Annotated in this window: 21 protein-coding genes, 2 tRNA genes and 1 pseudogene; 2 read left to right on the forward strand and 22 right to left on the reverse strand. The window is 42.5% G+C overall.

Annotated elements, in window-relative coordinates; genetic code table 11:
* Positions 1 to 33: 33 nt before the first annotated feature.
* Positions 34 to 118: transfer RNA gene (locus M72_RS14010), tRNA-Leu, on the reverse strand.
* A 156-nt stretch (positions 119 to 274) separates the two neighbouring features.
* On the opposite strand from M72_RS14010, the gene M72_RS14015 reads away from it, so the two are divergent.
* A tRNA-Leu gene (locus M72_RS14015) sits at positions 275 to 358 on the forward strand.
* A 68-nt stretch (positions 359 to 426) separates the two neighbouring features.
* Here the strand turns inward: M72_RS14015 and M72_RS14020 are convergent.
* The 8 genes from M72_RS14020 to M72_RS14055 form a co-directional block, all read right to left on the reverse strand.
* Entirely contained in the window at positions 427 to 1,020 is a 594-nt protein-coding gene (locus M72_RS14020; RefSeq protein ID WP_141652752.1) for a hypothetical protein, read from the reverse strand.
* Between the two features lie 84 nt (positions 1,021 to 1,104).
* Positions 1,105 to 1,302: a hypothetical protein gene (locus M72_RS14025; protein ID WP_055068658.1), complete on the reverse strand. Its 198-nt coding sequence runs from the start codon at positions 1,300 to 1,302 to the stop codon at positions 1,105 to 1,107.
* Between the two features lie 99 nt (positions 1,303 to 1,401).
* On the reverse strand, positions 1,402 to 2,256 hold the full coding sequence (locus M72_RS14030; protein WP_055068659.1) for a CPBP family intramembrane glutamic endopeptidase: 855 nt from the start codon (positions 2,254 to 2,256) through the stop codon (positions 1,402 to 1,404).
* A gap of 15 nt (positions 2,257 to 2,271) precedes the next feature.
* Entirely contained in the window at positions 2,272 to 4,374 is a 2,103-nt protein-coding gene (locus M72_RS14035; RefSeq protein ID WP_055068660.1) for an ABC transporter permease, read from the reverse strand.
* Positions 4,364 to 5,131, reverse strand: coding sequence for an ABC transporter ATP-binding protein (locus M72_RS14040; protein ID WP_055068661.1), 768 nt, complete (start codon positions 5,129 to 5,131; stop codon positions 4,364 to 4,366). Before M72_RS14040 ends, M72_RS14035 begins: the two co-directional genes overlap by 11 nt.
* 147 nt (positions 5,132 to 5,278) lie before the next feature.
* Positions 5,279 to 6,298 carry a sensor histidine kinase gene (locus tag M72_RS14045; RefSeq protein WP_055068662.1) on the reverse strand — a complete coding sequence of 340 codons (1,020 nt, stop codon included), beginning with the start codon at positions 6,296 to 6,298 and terminating at the stop codon, positions 5,279 to 5,281.
* Complete coding sequence (locus M72_RS14050) at positions 6,295 to 6,957, reverse strand: response regulator transcription factor (RefSeq protein WP_055068663.1); 663 nt, start codon at positions 6,955 to 6,957, stop codon at positions 6,295 to 6,297. Before M72_RS14050 ends, M72_RS14045 begins: the two co-directional genes overlap by 4 nt.
* Positions 6,932 to 7,345 carry a DapH/DapD/GlmU-related protein gene (locus M72_RS14055; RefSeq protein WP_330378272.1) on the reverse strand — a complete coding sequence of 138 codons (414 nt, stop codon included), beginning with the start codon at positions 7,343 to 7,345 and terminating at the stop codon, positions 6,932 to 6,934. The genes M72_RS14050 and M72_RS14055 overlap by 26 nt, the downstream gene beginning before the upstream one ends.
* Positions 7,346 to 7,443: 98 nt before the next feature.
* Here M72_RS14055 and M72_RS14060 point away from each other — a divergent pair, with 98 nt between their 5' ends.
* The gene (locus M72_RS14060; RefSeq protein ID WP_226948328.1) at positions 7,444 to 7,707 is read left to right on the forward strand and encodes a type II toxin-antitoxin system RelB/DinJ family antitoxin; all 264 of its coding nucleotides are present in this window, start codon (positions 7,444 to 7,446) and stop codon (positions 7,705 to 7,707) included.
* A gap of 37 nt (positions 7,708 to 7,744) precedes the next feature.
* On the opposite strand, the gene M72_RS14065 is transcribed toward M72_RS14060, so the two are convergent.
* The 13 genes and pseudogenes from M72_RS14065 to M72_RS14120 form a co-directional block, all read right to left on the reverse strand.
* Positions 7,745 to 8,281, reverse strand: a complete 537-nt coding sequence (locus M72_RS14065; RefSeq protein WP_022045809.1) for an RNA 2'-phosphotransferase — start codon at positions 8,279 to 8,281, stop codon at positions 7,745 to 7,747.
* A 221-nt stretch (positions 8,282 to 8,502) separates the two neighbouring features.
* Positions 8,503 to 8,784: pseudogene (locus M72_RS14070) on the reverse strand (cytidylate kinase-like family protein); the annotation flags it as partial.
* Positions 8,751 to 10,115, reverse strand: a complete 1,365-nt coding sequence (locus M72_RS14075) for an MATE family efflux transporter (protein WP_055068665.1) — start codon at positions 10,113 to 10,115, stop codon at positions 8,751 to 8,753. The pseudogene M72_RS14070 and the gene M72_RS14075, both read right to left, overlap by 34 nt.
* Positions 10,116 to 10,348: 233 nt before the next feature.
* On the reverse strand, positions 10,349 to 10,558 hold the full coding sequence (locus tag M72_RS14080; RefSeq protein WP_055068666.1) for a hypothetical protein: 210 nt from the start codon (positions 10,556 to 10,558) through the stop codon (positions 10,349 to 10,351).
* Positions 10,559 to 10,639: 81 nt separating this feature from the next.
* On the reverse strand, positions 10,640 to 11,236 hold the full coding sequence (locus tag M72_RS14085) for a hypothetical protein (RefSeq protein WP_055068667.1): 597 nt from the start codon (positions 11,234 to 11,236) through the stop codon (positions 10,640 to 10,642).
* A 159-nt stretch (positions 11,237 to 11,395) separates the two neighbouring features.
* Positions 11,396 to 11,893, reverse strand: coding sequence for an aminotransferase class I/II-fold pyridoxal phosphate-dependent enzyme (locus M72_RS14090; protein WP_055068668.1), 498 nt, complete (start codon positions 11,891 to 11,893; stop codon positions 11,396 to 11,398).
* A 527-nt stretch (positions 11,894 to 12,420) separates the two neighbouring features.
* Positions 12,421 to 13,062, reverse strand: coding sequence for an ABC transporter ATP-binding protein (locus M72_RS14095; protein ID WP_055068669.1), 642 nt, complete (start codon positions 13,060 to 13,062; stop codon positions 12,421 to 12,423).
* Positions 13,063 to 13,094: 32 nt separating this feature from the next.
* A complete protein-coding gene (locus M72_RS14100; protein WP_055068670.1) occupies positions 13,095 to 13,916 on the reverse strand; it encodes a hypothetical protein in 822 nt (273 codons plus the stop codon).
* Entirely contained in the window at positions 13,909 to 14,670 is a 762-nt protein-coding gene (locus tag M72_RS14105) for a hypothetical protein (protein WP_055068671.1), read from the reverse strand. The genes M72_RS14100 and M72_RS14105 overlap by 8 nt, the downstream gene beginning before the upstream one ends.
* A 12-nt stretch (positions 14,671 to 14,682) precedes the next feature.
* Entirely contained in the window at positions 14,683 to 15,876 is a 1,194-nt protein-coding gene (locus M72_RS14110; RefSeq protein ID WP_055068672.1) for a DUF6034 family protein, read from the reverse strand.
* A 60-nt stretch (positions 15,877 to 15,936) separates the two neighbouring features.
* A complete protein-coding gene (locus tag M72_RS14115) occupies positions 15,937 to 16,326 on the reverse strand; it encodes a hypothetical protein (RefSeq protein ID WP_141652753.1) in 390 nt (129 codons plus the stop codon).
* Positions 16,327 to 16,383: 57 nt separating this feature from the next.
* Positions 16,384 to 16,536 carry a cyclic lactone autoinducer peptide gene (locus tag M72_RS16570; RefSeq protein ID WP_082413929.1) on the reverse strand — a complete coding sequence of 51 codons (153 nt, stop codon included), beginning with the start codon at positions 16,534 to 16,536 and terminating at the stop codon, positions 16,384 to 16,386.
* A gap of 551 nt (positions 16,537 to 17,087) precedes the next feature.
* On the reverse strand, positions 17,088 to 18,107 hold a 1,020-nt coding region (locus M72_RS14120; RefSeq protein WP_055068674.1), incomplete at its 5' end, for an IS110 family RNA-guided transposase.

An 18,107-nucleotide genomic window follows, 5' to 3' on the forward strand; every position in this document is an offset into this window, starting at 1 on the left:
GCCTTGATCTCTCAAGGCTTTCTCACATCTTAGTGCGGAAGATGGGACTTGAACCCACACGATCGCAATGATCACAAGATCCTTAGTCTTGCTCGTCTGCCAGTTCCGACACTTCCGCATGTCTTAGCGACTTGTTTATAATAGCAAACTCTCCCTCATATGTCAATGGTAATTTTTAATTTTTTTAAATTTTTTCTTTTATTGCAACAAAATAAAAAAAATTAAAATTATCTATTGACATATTGCTCAGATTCCTATAGAATAGCATTTGTTCGCAGGAGTGGCGGAATTGGCAGACGCGCAGGCTTCAGGTGCCTGTGGTAGCAATATCGTGTGGGTTCAAGTCCCATCTCCTGCATCGAAAAAGGATTCATCCAGACGGATGAATCCTTTTTGTTTATCTATAGTTTTTAAACCATCCTATGACTATGACTCCGTTTCCCCAGCCGCTGCCTCCATGACAGATTCCACCGACACCACTTCCGGTCCGGCTGTAAATGCTTCCTCTGCATCGGCTGCTTCCATCGGATCCTCATGCTCTTTCTTTTCCTCATCTTCCCAGAGCGAATCATACTTTTTGCGTTTTTCCAACCGCGCCATCATTCCGGCGTTTTTCGCCATAATATAGAGATCCTTATCATATTCCATCAGTTTCTTCTCATCCTGCATCGGCACCTGATCTCCATGCATCAGGCGTCTTGCCACGGTCATGATCTTTCCCATTTCCTCCCCATAATCTTTTGCGGCCTCGCCCTGCTGCTTTGCCACAACACTGTTAAACTTACCTTCCCATTGCGCCATAAGCTGATTTACATAATTCTGATACTCGTCCTGTTTCTCCGCAACCGCATTATATTTCAGTTCCAGTGTAGCAGCTTCATCCGCATACCGTGTTTTTCCATCCGGCGTACTTTCCATCCGCTCCTTTAACTCTTCCCGCTGCTTCGACAGTTTGAATTTCTGCTCGTTATATGATTTCAGAACAGAACTGTAAATTCCCCTTGCCTCTCCTGTTTTCATAATATTGCCTCCGTGAAATGCATCCATCCATTGTTTCCTTACATTTCATATATCGGACTATTCACGCGATTCTTTATTTATATTCTACTCTTCCCGCCATTCTTTTAGTGCAGCAGAAAGCTTTCTGTCAATATCTATTCTGGTTGCTTCACACGCATCAGGGTATTCTTTTGCCGCTCTGAATATAAAGGGCAGCACAAATTTAAGTCCTACCGGCAAAGCCATACGAAGCAAAGATTCCGGCAGTACAAAATGCGTTCCATGTTCATACACAAACGGCATATAAGCAAGGGGCTTTCCCTTCCAGGAGAGTGTTGAAGCACCCGGAACCGGCCATTCCCTGCATCCATCTTTTTACTGTCTTATACATATATACCTCAACTATTCTTTTTTGTAAATGATATCACATAATTCTTTATTTCCGAAAAAAGCCACACCAGTAACTATGATGTACCCCACCAGCGAAATAACAGACGCTTCCATGCCAAATTCACCGCCCGTCACCGCAAATGATTTTGCATCAAGAACATAAGTCATGACAGAGAATTGATCCGCTTTTTGTCCAATTGCCAGTCCCCCACCGATCATTACAATATTCCAGATGGCATGCACGATTCCACTGTTCCAGACAGAACCACTCTCGATTGCAATCATTGAAAACATAATTCCCGCCATCGTGCCTGCAACAAGAACCTGCAAACAGCTTCCGATGGAAAAATCCATTCCCAGAATATGAACCATGCCAAACAGCACCGATGGAACAATAACCGCCACCTTACGATTCCATTTTTTCCTTAAAAGATTTAAAATAACGCCCCGAAATACCATTTCTTCGACAAATCCAGCCGCGATTCCGGTAAACATAATTCCGGCACTTAATGTACGAAATATCTGCTTTCCATTCATATGCGAGGAAACATACGCACCATGAAAGAACAAAAGATAACTTCCTTTTACCAGAAGTGGCAACAGAATAGCAATTAAAATCCATTTTCTTTTAATATGAAATACGGGCATTCCAAAATCAGAAATAGGTAACCTGATCACTTTCTCAATATATATCTTTAAAATAACATAAGTCAGTCCGACATAAAAAATTCCTGCAATGATATTACATATTCCATCCGGAATCTTTATCAGGTTCAATGCACTTGCGGCAAGCTGTGCTGCAAGTTGTGCAATGATGAGAATAACTATAGCCGCAACCGAACCGCCAATTACTTTTTTGGTACTCATTTTTCTATTTTCCTCCTATCCCTGCTCTTCCACATTCCGACAGAATCCAATATAGGTAATGATAAAATACACCAGATAAATTCCGAAAAACAATGCCGAAGAAATCAGAAAATAAGTTGCCGGTGCCGCCTGAACCCCCGTATAAAAATCAAACTTGCCACCGGTATATACACAGACCAGTCCACTGATTGCAAGCGCCACACACGCCGGACAGAGATAATAACCGACAAGCTGCTTGAAAATCATCCGGCGGATTTCTCTTCTGCTGTAACCAATCTGCGAGAGAACCCGATAACGGAATTTGTATTTTACGGAGTCGCTGAGTTGCTGCACAGAAAGTACTGTCAGTGCCACGCATAAAAATACCAGACCAATATAAAAAAGCGGAAACATCAGCGAAGATAACATATATTTCACTTCCGGAATCAGATTGTCGCGCACAAGATTTTTTGCTGTATAGGTTACAATCGTATCCGAACCCGAGCAGGAATTTCCAAGCGCTTCTCCATCCCAGTCATCCGAAGCTGCTTCCGTCATGGCGTGCCCATTCACGCTGATCTTATCCGGATCTTCTTCCAAATGATCGAGCCGGTTCTCCAGATCTACGGGCGCCTTGTCTTTGATATCCGCCACCAGTTCTGCATAATAGGGATGCATCTGCGCAAGGGCAGCATCTGGAACGATAATGATATAATCCCCACCGTTATGACCGTTCTGCGAAAATCCCTCCGTGTGATAGCCCGCAAAGGATAATTTACCGTCCGTACCCTGGATGTTTATCTGACCGGAAAAATCACCGATCTGATTCAGGACGCGGTCTTTGATATGGATAGCATACTGATCTTCTTTTAACTGCACTTCCGAAAGTCCGATCATGGTACGGAGCCGGTTGTAATCAGAGAGCCCCATATAGGTATCGTAATTGCAGTATGCAAGTTCTTCATTTTTATTGATCTTCTTCCAGTCCGGTGTGCCGTCTGTGTTCAGATACTTTGTTCCAAATTCTTTCAGGTGCGTGTACAGATATGCATTGACCTGATTCGTTTCGTTCTCATAAACCTTATAAGTAAAAATTTCCTTTATGGTTGTCTCCTGTTTCAGCAGAGCAATTTCCTGCTTAAAATCATCCTTCGCATTGCTGCTGTATACCTGCACATCAAACGGAAATTTGCTCACAAGCACCTCATTCTGGAAATGATTAAACATAAATGCCACCGAACTTCCGAGTATCGCCAGAGTAAACAGTGCCGTCAGTGTTCCCATGGTAAACCGCAGTGTCCGGATCTTAGAAGAAAACTGCCGGAGCAGAAACAGCGCATCCCCACGGTAAATAGCCGCTCCCTTTTTTCTGACATAACAGGCGATCCACGCCGCAATGCCTGTGTAAAAAAGATAAATCGTCAACACCAGTCCAATAAGAAAAGCGATTACAACTCCGGTATCCCATGCTTTAAAACAAAACAGAAACACACCGAATACGACGAGAAACAGCACAGATAACGGAAGGAACCATCTCTTTGCCTTTTCATGCGTTTCTTTGATTTCCTCATTCTGTCTCTGACTTTCCATCAGATCATGGATATTCATTTTGCGGAATTTTTTTCGGCTTCGAAACAGCGCCAGCAGATAACAGCCCAGATAACATGCAGCCGTCATCAAAATACAGTTTCGGTTCCATTCCAGATGCAGTTTGTAATCCAGCTGCACCATGCTGTAAAAAATGGACAGAAGGATCTGCTGAAAAAGCAGACCCAGTCCCATTCCTACAAGAAATGCGCCCGCTCCAAGCAGCAGATTTTCCGTAAAATAAAGCCTTGCAATCTCTTTTTTCTTTACCCCGACCAGAAGATAAATTCCAAACTCACGGCTTCGCTTTTCCAGTACAAACCGCACCATATAATTGATCAGCCACGCAATGATCGGCACGATAAATGCTGTCGCAAGTCCCGTCATCACACTCATCATGGCATCCATCTGAAACAGATTCTGCACATCTTTGGAAAACAAAAGCGTATGAAACGAAAACATGAGTGCAGTCACAACCGCCATCGTCATAAAATACACCACATAGTCTTTTGCCATGCGCTTTACATTTCGAAGAGCAAGTTTACACATCATGGGAACGTTCACCTCCCGTCAGTGTCATCACATCGAGTATTTCATTTAAAAACGCCCGGCGCTCTTTTTCCCCACGCACCAGTTCATGAAAAATCCGTCCGTCTTTCAGAAACAGAATACGGCTGCAATAACTTGCGGAAAAAGCATCGTGTGTCACCATCAGAATGGTTGCGCCCATGTTTTGGTTCATATCTGTAAATGTCTCTAACAGGGTCTGCGCCGACAAGGAATCCAGCGCCCCTGTCGGCTCATCTGCCAGAAGAAGTGTGGGATGATTTGCAAGTGCACGGGCACATGCGCACCGCTGCTTTTGTCCGCCGGACACCTGATACGGATATTTATCCTTAACCTCCTCGATTCCCAGAATGCGAAGCAGCTCCCTGCACCGTTTCTGAATCTCCTTTTTGCCGCGCCGATGCAGCGTCATAACGAGCATAATATTCTCTTCCAGTGTGAGTGTATCCAGCAGATTGTATTCCTGAAAGATAAACCCAAGCTGTTTTTTGCGGAATTCCGAAAGCTGTTCTTCCCCCAGTTCTGTGATATCGGTATCTCCATAATAAATATGTCCCGCTGTCACCCGGTCAATGGTTGACAACAGATTTAAAAGCGTTGTCTTTCCGGAACCGGAAGCTCCCATCACACCGATAAACTCCCCCTGCTGCACGGCAAAGCTGACACGGTCCACCGCTTTTGTCACCTGATCCCCGTTTCCATAATATTTCTCCACATCGCTTACGCGTATGATTTCCTGCATCTTCTGACACTCCTTTCCCTCGCTTGTAAATAAAAGGCATAGTAAAGAATATCATTTTTTCTTCACTATGCCTACTTTAACACGGGATCTGTCCGCTTTGTATGGAGTTACCTTTCCTGAATCTTACAGTTTTGAAAGATAAACGTGTTATGTCTCCCTGTAACCGGTAAGATAATCACTCACCGGAAACATAAGTATGATCTCTGTTCCCTTTCCTTCCGCAGATTCTGCCCGGATTTCTATATTTAACTTGTCACAGAGTTTACGGCACAGATACAGTCCCATTCCGGTCGAACGCTCCCGGTTTCTTCCGTTCGTTCCCGTAAACCCTTTTTCAAAAATCCGTGGGATTTCTTCCTTTGGAATCCCGATACCGTCATCTTTTACCCTCAAAAGAACACCTCTTTTTGTTTTTTTAGTAACAATCTGAATGTGAGTACCCTCACTTCTTCCGTATTTTACGCTGTTTTGAATGAGCTGGTTTAAAATAAAAGCGATCCATTTCTTATCGCTGTATACCGTATCGGGGCAGGCAACTTCCGCCTTTACATGGCTCTGGATCAGATAATATTTGTTCTGCAAAAGCACCTGTTGTGCCACTTCCTGCAGATTGGATTCCGCGATCATGTAGTCTTTGTATACCGCATCCATACGCGCATAGTACAGTGCCATATCCACATAATTCTCAACCTTGCGGTTTTCCACAAGGAGATAGCGGCTCCTCTCATCCCGGTTATTTTCACAGTTTAACGCAATCGCCGTGATCGGTGCCTTGATCTCATGCACCCAGCTTTCAATGTACTCCCGGTAATCCTTTTGGTTTTGTTCCATCTGGTGTATCCGCTCGATTACCGATTTGTTGGATTTGCGGATCAGTTCCCGGTACTTGCGATCTTCCAGCCCAAACGATTCCGGCATCAGTTCTCCAAGAAGATAACGCCTGTCCAGCTGATCCGTAAGCTGCTCTAATTTTCTGAAATAGCTTCTGCGTGAAAAAAACTGAAGGAAAAGCCATCCTGCCAGTATTACACCGTAACACACCAGTATAATCACACATTTATCCATGGAATAGCCGGTCAGCCGCAAAAAGATAACAAGCCCTGCCATACATACCATATGTAAAAGCAGCAACAACACTTTGTCTTTCAGATATTCTGTCAGTTTCATATGCGATAGCCCATCCCTCTTTTTGTCTCAATAAAGTCGCATACACCAATTTCTGCAAGTTTTGCGCGCAGGCGTGTGATATTTACACTGAGGGCATTATCATCAATAAAGACCTGCTGATCCCACAGGTATTCCACCAGTTCGATTCTTGGCACGATCTCTCCCTGATGCAAAAACAGGTAATGCAGGATTTTCAATTCATTTTTCGACAGATCCACCTGCTGCTCCTGACACTTCACACAGCCACGGACAACATCAAGTTCCACACCTTTACAGGTCATCTTCTCTGTTACGTCTGCTTTTTTCGCCCGTTTTAATACGGCCGCGATATGCGCCAGAAGTAACGGCGGCTGAAACGGCTTTGTGATATAATCATCACCGCCTTGCAGCATTCCGCTTAATTCATCCATTGAATCCGTCCTGCTGGTCAGGAAAATAATCGGAACATCCGACGTTTTCCTGACACTTTTACAGATCTCAAATCCGGATTGCTGCGGCAGATTTACATCAAGCAGAATCAGATCCGGCTCCATTTGCAGAATGTCCTCTACCACGTGATGAAATTCTGTCAGTACCGTGACCTGATACAGTGCATTTTCTAACAGCAGCTTTAATTCCTGACGGATGGCTGCATCATCTTCTATGATTAAAATGTTCATGATTTTCCTCAAAAATTGGATATTTTTTCTTATCGGATTCGGTTATTTTACGGATTACCTTACAGGGATTACCGGCCGCGATCACACCATCCGGAATATTTTTATTCACAACACTTCCGGCACCAATGATGGTATTGTTTCCGATTGTCACGCCCGGCAGCACGAATACATTCGTTCCAATCCAGACATTGTCTCCTACTGTGATTGGCAAAGCAATTTCCAGCCCCTGCCCTCTCTGTTCGCTGTCTATTGCGTGTCCTGCTGTCGAAAATACACAATTCCATGTTTTACTTAAATACTCTGACATTTCCGAGATTGTACTTTCATGCAAATGCAAATATAATTCAAGCAGATCCTTTAATTCATTTTCATAAATTTCTCTAACCAATATAGTTCCTCCACATATTTCACTTTGATATTTTAAATGATAACATCTTTGCTTAACTGTTTCTACCTGCACTTTTTACAAAAATCGACCAGCGCTCCATATGGTCTTTAAAAAATCAATTTGATAATTTATGTAAAGAATTTGGTATGAACGCTTCCACCGCATTTAATATTTTTGCGCGGGCAGTTGTCAGAGAACGTAAAATTCCATTTGAAATTTGTGCATCCACCAGCGTTTCTTTAGAGGACGGACGCTCTGCTTTTAATGCCCTGCGTCATTCCGCAGAACAAAACAATCTGCAGGATTTATCCTTAAATGACATTAACACAGAAATACAATTTGCACGCAACAATAAAGCCTAAGCAAGGAGACACTCAAAATGGTCAATCGGAATTACTCTTATTCCATTTTAATCAAATACTCTTTCGGCACCTCTTTTGTAAGCCAGACTCCGTTTACCGATAAGAAAAACGCATAACCTGCCCTTTCCATCTTTCCAGCAGCCACTTTGTAAATCACCGGCTTTCCATGCCTGCTTCCAACCTTGACTGCCGTATCTTCATCCCCTGATAAATGGACATATAACCGACTCTTTGGAATCAGACCGGTCTTATCAATCGATGCAACATACTTCTCCCCGGTTCCATGATAAAGAAACTCCGGCGGTATGGCTTTTTTTAATTCAACATCTACGGGTATGGAATGTCCCTGGTTTGCCCTTATGAACGTCTTATCTTCATTAAATGAATATCTTTGTTTATTATCTGTTTGTACAATTTTTTCGAGCATTTCCATGTCAAACGGCCTTGTCTTTGAAATGCTTTCTATTAACTCTGATACATTCGCCCAGCCGTGTTCATCCAGCGAAATTCCTATTGTATCCGGTTTATATCTGAGTACCAGACTTAAAAATTTACTTGTATCTGTTAATCCCATACATAGTTTCTCCTTAAAATAGAATTTAATGGTACACTACAAAGATTAGCATACTGACTTACAGATGTCTGTCCAATACAATAAACAGCATTTTTCTCGGCACCATTTCTTTGTTCAAATTTCTCTTTTGTTGTAACAATTGTAAGAAAGAAAAAAGCAGCAACGAGATTCAAAACAACGATGAGAAAATCGTTGCAAAAGCAATGTAATCATATTTATATGTAATTCTTTGCCATACCCCACTTCTGATCCGTATAAAATCGATAATTTGTCATACGCCTTTTATCAATATCCGCCATCATTTTTTCTGCTTCCTCCTCGGTAACATTGTACAGTTTACAGATACGCGCTACCTTTTCCGGCATATCCCCATGTATAAAAACATTCAGCACATTATCTTTGTCTTTTAAGATAAAATCCGCATTCCGTCCTATGATCACACAGCTTTCCTTTTCCGCAATCTCCAAAATCACTTTTCTCTGCGCTTCATACACCATATTCTCTTTAAAAATACATAGCCGGCCAGACACGCGATAAACTCTGTGATCGGGAACGCCCACCAGATCAGCGAAACTCCCATCTGTCCATTTCGGACGAAAATAGAGAAAATGCCTGCCAACGGTAATATAATTACAAGCTGTCTGAGCAGCGAAATCACAAGCGACTCGATGCCTCCGTCCAATGCCTGATAAATTCCCTGATATGCGACATTGACTCCTGCAAAAAGAAAGCTGATAGAAATAATCCGCATTGCTCCGATAAAATATTCTCTTGACAGCCCTGCGTTAAATAAAGTTGCAAATGCACCCGGGAAAATTTCCGTGATCAGCACACCGAGGATCATAAGTGCAATCGTATAAATCAGCCCGTATTTGATTCCATCCTTGATACGCTTTTTGCTTCCCATTCCATAAGAAAAAGCGATGATCGGTGTGATCGCATCACGCAGACCAAATGCAAGGAACAACACAAACTGCTGCACTTTATAAAACAATCCATATGCAGTCTGTGCCGACGGGCTGAACTTTAGGATCAGGTTCATCACATATACCATGATCGACATCAATGCCTGTGCAATGATCGCCGGAAGTCCGATCGAATAAATTTCTTTTATTATCCCGCCCTCCGGTCTCATGTATTTTGTTCCATGTGCAAACTCTTTATTTAATTTCATATGGAAAATAAAGAGTAATACTGCCGATGCTACCTGTCCGATTACCGTCGCATACGCAGCACCTTCTACTCCCATTTCAGGAACAGGTCCAATACCATAAATCATAATTGGATCAAGAATAATATTTACTACTGCCCCCACAACCTGACCGATTGTAGAATAAAGTGAACGCCCGGTTGCCTGTAATAACTTTTCAAACAGGGAAAAGAAGATAATTCCAAACGAAATCACGCAGCATATTCGAAGATAACCTGTTCCCATTGCAATTACTTCCGGATCAACCGTCTGCGATGAAATATAGGCTTTCACTCCGAAAATTCCAAACAACAGACATACCGCATAAATAATTACTCCAAGAAATAAACTGTTTCCCGCAACTTTTGCTGCTTTTTTGCTGTTTCCCTGTCCAAGTGTCCTCGCAAGAAGTGCATTCGTCCCCACACCGGTTCCGATTCCTACTGCAACCATGAGCATCTGCACCGGAAATACCAGCGTAAGTGCATTTAATGCGGCTTCGCTTCCCTCCTTCATGTTTCCGACAAAGGCACTGTCCACAATATTGTAGACCGCCTGTAATGCCATTGACAAGATCATCGGTATTCCCATCTGCACCATGAGCTTATTGACCGGCATCTCCTTCATCCTGTTACTTTCTGCCATCTTAACTGAATCCTCCTTTTTCTGCATAAAAAAAGCATGTACTTATCTCACAAGCTGGACTTACGCTGATAAGCTACACACTTTTTCATGGCATCATAAAAATAAAAACGAGCAGCAAAACTGGATTTACGCTCGTTTGCTACTCGTTTGAAAATCATTATATTTCTCTTTTTCTAAAAAGTCAAACTAAACTTTCTTGTAAAAAATACATAGGATGCTATTTCCATACTCACTTACACGAAAAGCCCGAATACTCTATTCTTTTTCGCATGTGCATCCAACTCCGCCTGTGTTGTAATCCCTTTTTCAATAGCCCGCGCCTTAATTGCAGGTGGATAATTGTAAAGCTGGTATTTTGCTCCCTGGATTCTAAATAAAACGAGCATAAACGCTGTATAAAGCAGACTGTACACGATTGCTTCTACTGTAATCCTGATTACCATAGTTACGTCTCTCCTTTCAGGTTAGTTATTTCTAACTGTTATTTTAGCACAATTTTTACCAACTTGAAAGTCCATTTACTCTTATTCCGACTCCATCTCCCCAGTCGCTGCCTCCATAACCGATTCCACCGACACAACCTCCGGTCCGGCTGCAAATGCTTCCTCTGCATCAGCTGCTTCCATTGGATCCTCACGCTCTTTCTTTTCCTCATCATCCCAAAGCGACTTATACTTTTTGCGTTTTTCCAACCGCGCCATCATTCCGGCATTTTTTGCCATCATGTACAGATCCTTATCAAATTCCATCAGCTTTTTCTCATCCTGTGCTGGCACAATGTCTCCATGCATGATGCGTCTGGCTACCGTCATGATTTTTCCCATTTCCTCACTGTAGTCTTTCGCAGCCTCGTCCTGCTGCTTTGCCGCAACACTGTTAAACTTGCTTTCCCACTGCTCCATAAGCTGATCTACATAATCCTGATATTCATCCTGTTTTTCTGCAACGGCATTATATTGCAAATCCAGAGTGGCTGCCTCATCGGCATACAACGTTTTACCGTCCGGTGTGCTTTCCATCCGTTCCTTTAGCTCATTTCGCTGCTTTGACAGTTTGAATTTCTGCTGATTGTATGATTTCAGAACAGAACTGTAGATTCCTCTTGCCTCTCCTACTTTCATAATGTCTCCTCCGTGAAATATATCCATTGTTTCCCTTATATTTCATATATCGGATAAATCACATGATTTTTTAATTCACTTTCAATTTCATCTTAATATATTCGCTGACCGCACATAGACCAGCTTTCAGGATTTCGGCATCACAGGCATATCCAATCCTCATGCTGTGCGACTGTTCAAAACAGTCCCCTGGCGTGACAAAAGCACCTGTCTGCTTGTACATTTCTTCACAAAACGTATAAGAATCAATGGGCAGATCATTTTTGTTTCCGGTGTTGCCAGACGGCGAATCTCCTCAATATCAGGAAGATACCCATTTTCCTTTTTAAGATCAATCAACTGCACATCTGCACCATAGGATTCCGGAATAGAATACAATTGTTGATAGGTCGGTCTGATGCTAATGACTCTCTCTCCCGGCGAAATGAGAGAATAAAACACATGATGATTGGCACCCGTAGCACCATGCGTGGGGATAATCTCATCCAATTTAATAGTTTTATAAAGCTTGCAGACTCCTGCTTTAAATTCAGGATTTCCCTCAATGTTACCATAAGTTAATCTTTGTTTACAAAAATCTTCTAAGAATTTATTCTTATCTTCACTATAAAATCTCCTTTCTTTCCCAATTGCCACCAAAAAGAAAAAAGTATCCAAGGCATCGCCTTATAGCACATTTTTAATGCGCTGTACCTACGGCGGTGTCCTGAACACCTTTCATTTAATCGCTGCCCGGTGGCAACGATAAGTGTTATATTTAATTCATATTTATTTTATGTTGTAAACTACATTTTGTCAACAGCGCATCACTATCACCGCCTACTCGGGAGTTTGACAGTTGAATAATAGAAAAAGTACTTGCAGGCCTTATAAAACCTGCTTTTTTTGCGTCAAATTTTATGTTTTTATATATGTTATTTTCTGTTATTGTATTGTATAATAAGAAGGTGTTGCATATGCATCTTCATATATCAAAATCCAAAAATGCAGAGTCCTTTTATATCTGCAAAGGGAAGGAATAAATTACTATACTTCAAAACAACGGCAAAAATCGCTGAACCCCAGTAAAATCAATGGATACAGCGATTTTTTCTTCTAATAACTGTCAAAGACAGGAATATATTCTTGTATGATTGCACAGTCAATAAGCATTATATAATAATTCCCTGCTTGGTTTTTTTGTTTTAATGAACTTTCGTTATTGCTCCGGCATCCATCTCGTACACCTCATCACAGAGAATTTCTATATCCAGTGGATTATGACTCGCTACGAGGATGGTTGTCCCTTCTTCTTTTAATTGAACCAGAAGCTTCCGCATATCCTCCACGCCATGTTTATCCAGACCGTTCATCGGCTCATCCAAAATGAGGATGTCCGGACTTTCCATAATTGCCTGTGCAATTCCAAGTCGCTGACGCATGCCGAGGGAAAATTTCCCCACCTTCTTCTTATCTTCCGGATCAAGCCCCACGAGCCGGATGCTCTCTTTTATCTTCTCATCTGTGATTTTCTTCTGCAGACGCGCAAGAAGCTTCAGGTTCTGAAAGCCTGAATAATCCCGCAGAAAACCCGGATGTTCAATAATAATTCCAATTCCCTGTGGGATATCCACATCCTTCCCCACCTGTTTGCCACGAACCAGGATTTTCCCCGCATCCGGCAGGACAAAACCACAGATGCTTTTAAAAAGAACTGTCTTGCCGCTTCCGTTCCTTCCGATGATTCCATATATTTTTCCGGGTGTGACAGAAAGGCTCACATGGTCCAGAACCGTCTGTTCCCCGAACCTTTTTACGACATCCTGTATTTCTATCAAATTTTCCATTCTCTAAATCCTCTCTGCCTTCAGCAAATGTTCTATAAGCCTGACTCAATAGCGTCAAGTGTGTATGTCTTCGATTTTTTCATAATGATAAATCCGGTCACCAGAATAATTGCGATTTCAACCGCAAGAATATACCACAGCGGAACTGCATCATCGCTCCTTAAATAAGCATAGGTGGTCGTCCAGTGCAGTGGTGACAGAACTCTGAGCTTAGGCAGCCTCACCACATCAATCATATTGGAAAAAACAATCCAGCCAATGGCCACTGCTGATCCATATATTCTGCTCCCAAGCATGTTTCCAAGAAAGACAACAAGACCAAGCAGCGTACCCACAAGTACATTCAGTCCGTAGGTAATCAGACAGGCAGCAAGTGGCGTATAGGCTTCCACGATTTCCTTGTGCATCACCACTCCGGCCAGTCCGTTATTTTCTGCACACATCCGGATAATACCGCCCCAGTCCGTAGAAAATCCGACCTGCGGAATGAGTACCAGAACTGTCGTCAGTGCAGTCCACAGAAAATATACCAGATTCGCGGCAACAATGTAGGCAAGCTGTCCGGCAAACCAGCGCAGCCGCCCTGTCCTCACCAGAACAAACATCTGCTGGTCATCCATAAACGGGGCATTACAAAACAATAAAACCACCCCAAAATAAAAAAGCATCCGCGTTATTCCGTCATCCATCTGAAAAGCGAAAAAATATGGTGTCACCGCTAGTCCCACATCCTGCGCATACTGCCTTAAATAATCTTCCCGGATAAATGTGAAAACCAAAACGGACAAAAAGACGATGAATACCCGGTAGCTGCTTTTCCACTTTCTGAAATTGTTACACATACTCCTAAGCATTTTCCATCCTCCTTATAATCTGCCTTGCCGCAATCTTCCACAAAACAAAGTAGATACAGCCTGTATACGCCAGAGCATAAAGCATCTGCCAGATTCCTCCCCCCAGAAATTCCGCATTGCCAAAGTATACCCATGCCGGCAGAATTGGTCCCAGCTCCAGCGGAGCATATTTATTGGACAGGCAGATGACCATGTAATAAATAAGAATGGGCATTGCCGTCCCGACAAATATATTGGGAATACATGCCGTCACCGTCATCGCCAATCCTGCGAGAACCGCACCCAGCAGGGACAGTAGCAGAGCATTCCAGATATTCTGGATAAAGTAAGCATGATTCTGCGAAAACATAGCATAAAACGAGCCTTTTATCGGCCAAAGCGTAAAAATCATGAGCAGTTCATACAATGCCATACCGCCAAGCATGCTTGCACAGCCGCCAAGGGCTGCAGAAAAAAGATGCCCCCTGATATACTTTTTTGCATCACCTCTTACGACTGCGTATCTGGTAAAACCACTGTTACAGTCCTCACAGTAACTGAGACCTCCGCCAATCACGCAGAGCAGATAAAACAGGATAATGAACCCGGAACTGGATACGACGGAAAAAGCATCCTGCAGATTCGCAGAATCCCCGTCTGAGCGGATAAAAGCAATTCCGCTCATATACAGTGTCAGTGCCATTCCAAGTGTGCAGATATATATTTTTCGATTCTGAAACATGCGAAGTACATTTGTTGTAAAATACCGGTTCATATTTCTCCCCCCTCATTTGGTCTGCAGAACTTCACCTGTATAGGCATCATAAATAGCTATATATTTCTCTTCGGAATCATAATTCACCTCACCATAGTGAGTGACTGTCTGCGAATAATAACATGCCCATACCGGACACATATGGTACAATTCCGTTTCTTTATCGTAAACCGGCAGATATTCCAGCGAAACCTCCGACAGCTTCATTTCACCGGTTTCCTCCTTTGACTTCATCATCTCTACCTGTTTTTCTATAATGTCCGCCGGACGAAGAATCTCCTGTTCGGTTCCCATTTTCTCCAGCTCATACGTTGGTGCAGACTGAAAATATGCAATTCCATCCCTGTCTACACTTACTTCACACACGCTTGAACGGAAAGTGGTATCGTTTGTAAGTTTTCCATCCCCCGGATCATATCTAAGACCCGGAATGCCAAAGTAATCCTGATAAAGAAATATCGCATACGAGAAATTCCTATTTTCTTCTTCCTCCGGTGTGTGATTGTCGAATTTATCAAGATCCAGCCATGATATTCTCTTATTCTTTTCATCCAGTGTATAGCAGTCCACTGTATCACTGACCTGAATTCCCATTTTTTCTGCATAATCCACTGCCAGCTGTTCACTCTCTTTTATCGAACCGAACGCCAGCTCTCTGCCGGTTTTGTACAGTTCTCTGTTGTCTCCCTTATAATCTCCGCAGAAGTCTGACTGATTTAAGGAAACATACCCGCGTTCAGTTGAATAACTAAATCTGTCCGGTAAAACATAAACATTGTCCTCATGATTTGAAATCTCTACATAATAAATTTTTTCCCCTTCACTGTTCCTGTAACACTCTACATCCTTCTCCTCATATTTCCACCCTGCTTCGTTCATCATTTTCTGAATCAGCTCATGTGCCTCTTCTTCTGATTCTGTATAATTTTTTTCTGTCGCATACCAGTCGGAAAGCTTCCATTCCGAAAGCCCCCATAACCGGACATCTGCATCTACCATTAACAGATCATCCACCTGACAGGTCAGATGATCTGGAATTTTCTCAACATCATCTGTATCAAACTCTGTAAGCTCCTGTTTGGCGACCCCCTCCATCTGATTCTGGTGCTCTGTGCCATTCTGCTCGGGAAACTCCGTTGGCGCACAGGCTGTCAGAACAAGACAGGCACTTGTCAGCATAATAACTGCACAATTTTTTCTTCCCATCTTTCTTTCCCCCTCCAATAAGCAGATGCGCCAAATGCCGCATCTGCTTATCATAACTTCTTATGGTTCCCAAGTTCCTCCTACTGAAACCGTAATTCCACCGTTTGATGAAGGATTATAACCATATAAACTTACATTTTCATCTTTTTTTACCGTTTTATTGTAAATAACTGTACACGTTCCTAAGCCTCTTTGTTCAGTATACTCCGCTGTAAATCCCTTATCTGCTACATGTGTACGGTACTTAATTGAGGCAGACGGATAATTCATTTCCGTAACATGCACAGATGCATAGGCTGTACTTCCAGTTTTTGCTTTATAGGCTGTATTTTGAACATTTTCCGGCATGAGACCAAATGAATATCCATAGGTTGCTGCCATAACGCTTGTTGTTGAAAACATGGTTAACACTAACCCTAAGCAAAGTGCTTTTTTTAATTTGTTTTTCATTGTTATTTCCTCCTGTAAAGTACGTTTTTCCACAAAAATTTTTACCAATTTCATTCTTTACTTCTTTTCATGTTTTATCAAATAGATTTTCCTCAGTCCTTCCGGCTCCTTAGTCTGATAATTATACCAATCTGAGCTTTCAGATACGGATGCAATTGCCACTGTTTTTACAAGTGACGCAAATACCTCTGCAAATTTCTTACCTTTCATCTGACATCCTTCCTATTCTGTCAAGCCTAAATCTATTGATTTTACTGGCTTTGACGATATTTATTTACCTCAAAACAAGAGCCGGGAGTGATGGATATCGTAGTATCTTGTACCGAATAGCTGATTAATGGGTACACTTCTTAAAGCATCCCTGTTGTTTGCTTTATAAAGGCTATTTTCCCTCTGATCAACTATGATGATGAACCTTCCGTGTCTAAGGGGATCATATCCCAACTTCCTTCGTTCCACCTACCATACACTGAGTGCCAGCCAAGCTCCTAGACGGGGTCATGCCCCATGGAAAATACCGTTGCCGGCTACAGCTCTTGTTTTTCTGTTTGATTGTTACTGACCTGCGTTCAACTGTCATGATACTGATTTACTCAGTGGACGCTACACCACTACAGCCTTCCGTTGGTCTTTGTGCTGATGTAGTGCATTTCACACTCCCATCTGATTTACGGGTTTCTTTTCCAGAACCCTGTCCAGTCTCCAATGCCTTCCATCAGCCACTCGACAGAGTTCTGGAGTTACTTCTTTTATTTTATTTGCTATGCTGCCATTGGTGCCTGTGAAGCCGTTGGTCGTTTAATATCTTTCAACAGTTTCTGCGGGTCATAAGTTGTCCCTGTCTTTAGGATCGTGTAACTCACCCTCAGTATCTTGCAGGCTATCACAACCAGTGACTGCATCTTTTTCAGCGGATTGTTGGTTCGTGTTGTATAGTACTCATGTAGCTGCTTAAATTCATCTGCATGCGACACCGCCGATTTTGCCGCTTGGAACAGCCAATACCGGAGTCTCTTGCGTCCTCTGTGGCTGATTTTCGTCTGTCCTTTATGCTTGCCTGAACTGCATGCCACCAGCCCCATCCCGCTTAGCTTCTGGATTTCCTTCACATCATCAAATCTGCTGATATCTCCCATTTCTGCCAGTATTCCAGCCAGTATGTTTTCACCTACACCTCTGATTTCAAGTATGTTTTCTGCGTAAGGTATTTCCCTGCATTTTTCATGTAAAGTACTTTCAATCACAGCAAGCTGCTCATCCAGCTTCAGGATCTGTTCTGCATACCATTTCACTGTCTCACGCCCTGCATCTGTTCCATCCGTTAATCCCACACTTTTCTCTGCATAGCTCACGATTTCATTGGCTCTGCTGTAACCGCGTCCTCTCAGTTTTTCATTGTGCCAGATATTTTTTATGCCTTCTGCTCCCAGTGCTGTGATATCCGATGGGATAGCTGATACTTTCAGTACTTCCAAAGTAAATGCCCCATCTATTTTTCCAAATGCGTCCATGTATTCTGGAAAATAGATTTTTAATTCCCTGTGAAGGCGGTTGATATTTCTTATCCTGTCTTCGGTAAGCTGATCCCTGAACATGGAGAGTCTTCTCATGTCCGCGTAAACTTTTTCTGGAAGATAAGGCATTCCGTAGTTTCCATCTTTCACAAGGTTCGCAATCAGTTTTGGATCTTTTCTGTCATCCTTGAGCTGGCTATTGTCTTCTATTTCTTTACTCTGCTTTACAGCATATGGATTTACCTGGACAACGCTGATTCCGTTAGA

The sequence above is a fragment of the Roseburia faecis genome (genome assembly GCF_001406815.1).
GTDB lineage: Bacteria > Bacillota > Clostridia > Lachnospirales > Lachnospiraceae > Roseburia > Roseburia faecis.

Coding starts and splice junctions, on each gene's coding strand:
- M72_RS14020 (WP_141652752.1), bottom strand. CDS start 1,020: ATGAAAACAGGAGAGGCAAGGGGAATTTACAGTTCTGTTCTGAAATCA.
- M72_RS14025 (WP_055068658.1), bottom strand. CDS start 1,302: ATGCCGTTTGTGTATGAACATGGAACGCATTTTGTACTGCCGGAATCT.
- M72_RS14030 (WP_055068659.1), bottom strand. CDS start 2,256: ATGAGTACCAAAAAAGTAATTGGCGGTTCGGTTGCGGCTATAGTTATT.
- M72_RS14035 (WP_055068660.1), bottom strand. CDS start 4,374: ATGATGTGTAAACTTGCTCTTCGAAATGTAAAGCGCATGGCAAAAGAC.
- M72_RS14040 (WP_055068661.1), bottom strand. CDS start 5,131: ATGCAGGAAATCATACGCGTAAGCGATGTGGAGAAATATTATGGAAAC.
- M72_RS14045 (WP_055068662.1), bottom strand. CDS start 6,298: ATGAAACTGACAGAATATCTGAAAGACAAAGTGTTGTTGCTGCTTTTA.
- M72_RS14050 (WP_055068663.1), bottom strand. CDS start 6,957: ATGAACATTTTAATCATAGAAGATGATGCAGCCATCCGTCAGGAATTA.
- M72_RS14065 (WP_022045809.1), bottom strand. CDS start 8,281: ATGGGATTAACAGATACAAGTAAATTTTTAAGTCTGGTACTCAGATAT.
- M72_RS14075 (WP_055068665.1), bottom strand. CDS start 10,115: ATGGCAGAAAGTAACAGGATGAAGGAGATGCCGGTCAATAAGCTCATG.
- M72_RS14080 (WP_055068666.1), bottom strand. CDS start 10,558: ATGGTAATCAGGATTACAGTAGAAGCAATCGTGTACAGTCTGCTTTAT.
- M72_RS14085 (WP_055068667.1), bottom strand. CDS start 11,236: ATGAAAGTAGGAGAGGCAAGAGGAATCTACAGTTCTGTTCTGAAATCA.
- M72_RS14095 (WP_055068669.1), bottom strand. CDS start 13,062: ATGGAAAATTTGATAGAAATACAGGATGTCGTAAAAAGGTTCGGGGAA.
- M72_RS14100 (WP_055068670.1), bottom strand. CDS start 13,916: ATGCTTAGGAGTATGTGTAACAATTTCAGAAAGTGGAAAAGCAGCTAC.
- M72_RS14105 (WP_055068671.1), bottom strand. CDS start 14,670: ATGAACCGGTATTTTACAACAAATGTACTTCGCATGTTTCAGAATCGA.
- M72_RS14110 (WP_055068672.1), bottom strand. CDS start 15,876: ATGGGAAGAAAAAATTGTGCAGTTATTATGCTGACAAGTGCCTGTCTT.
- M72_RS14115 (WP_141652753.1), bottom strand. CDS start 16,326: ATGAAAAACAAATTAAAAAAAGCACTTTGCTTAGGGTTAGTGTTAACC.
- M72_RS16570 (WP_082413929.1), bottom strand. CDS start 16,536: ATGAAAGGTAAGAAATTTGCAGAGGTATTTGCGTCACTTGTAAAAACA.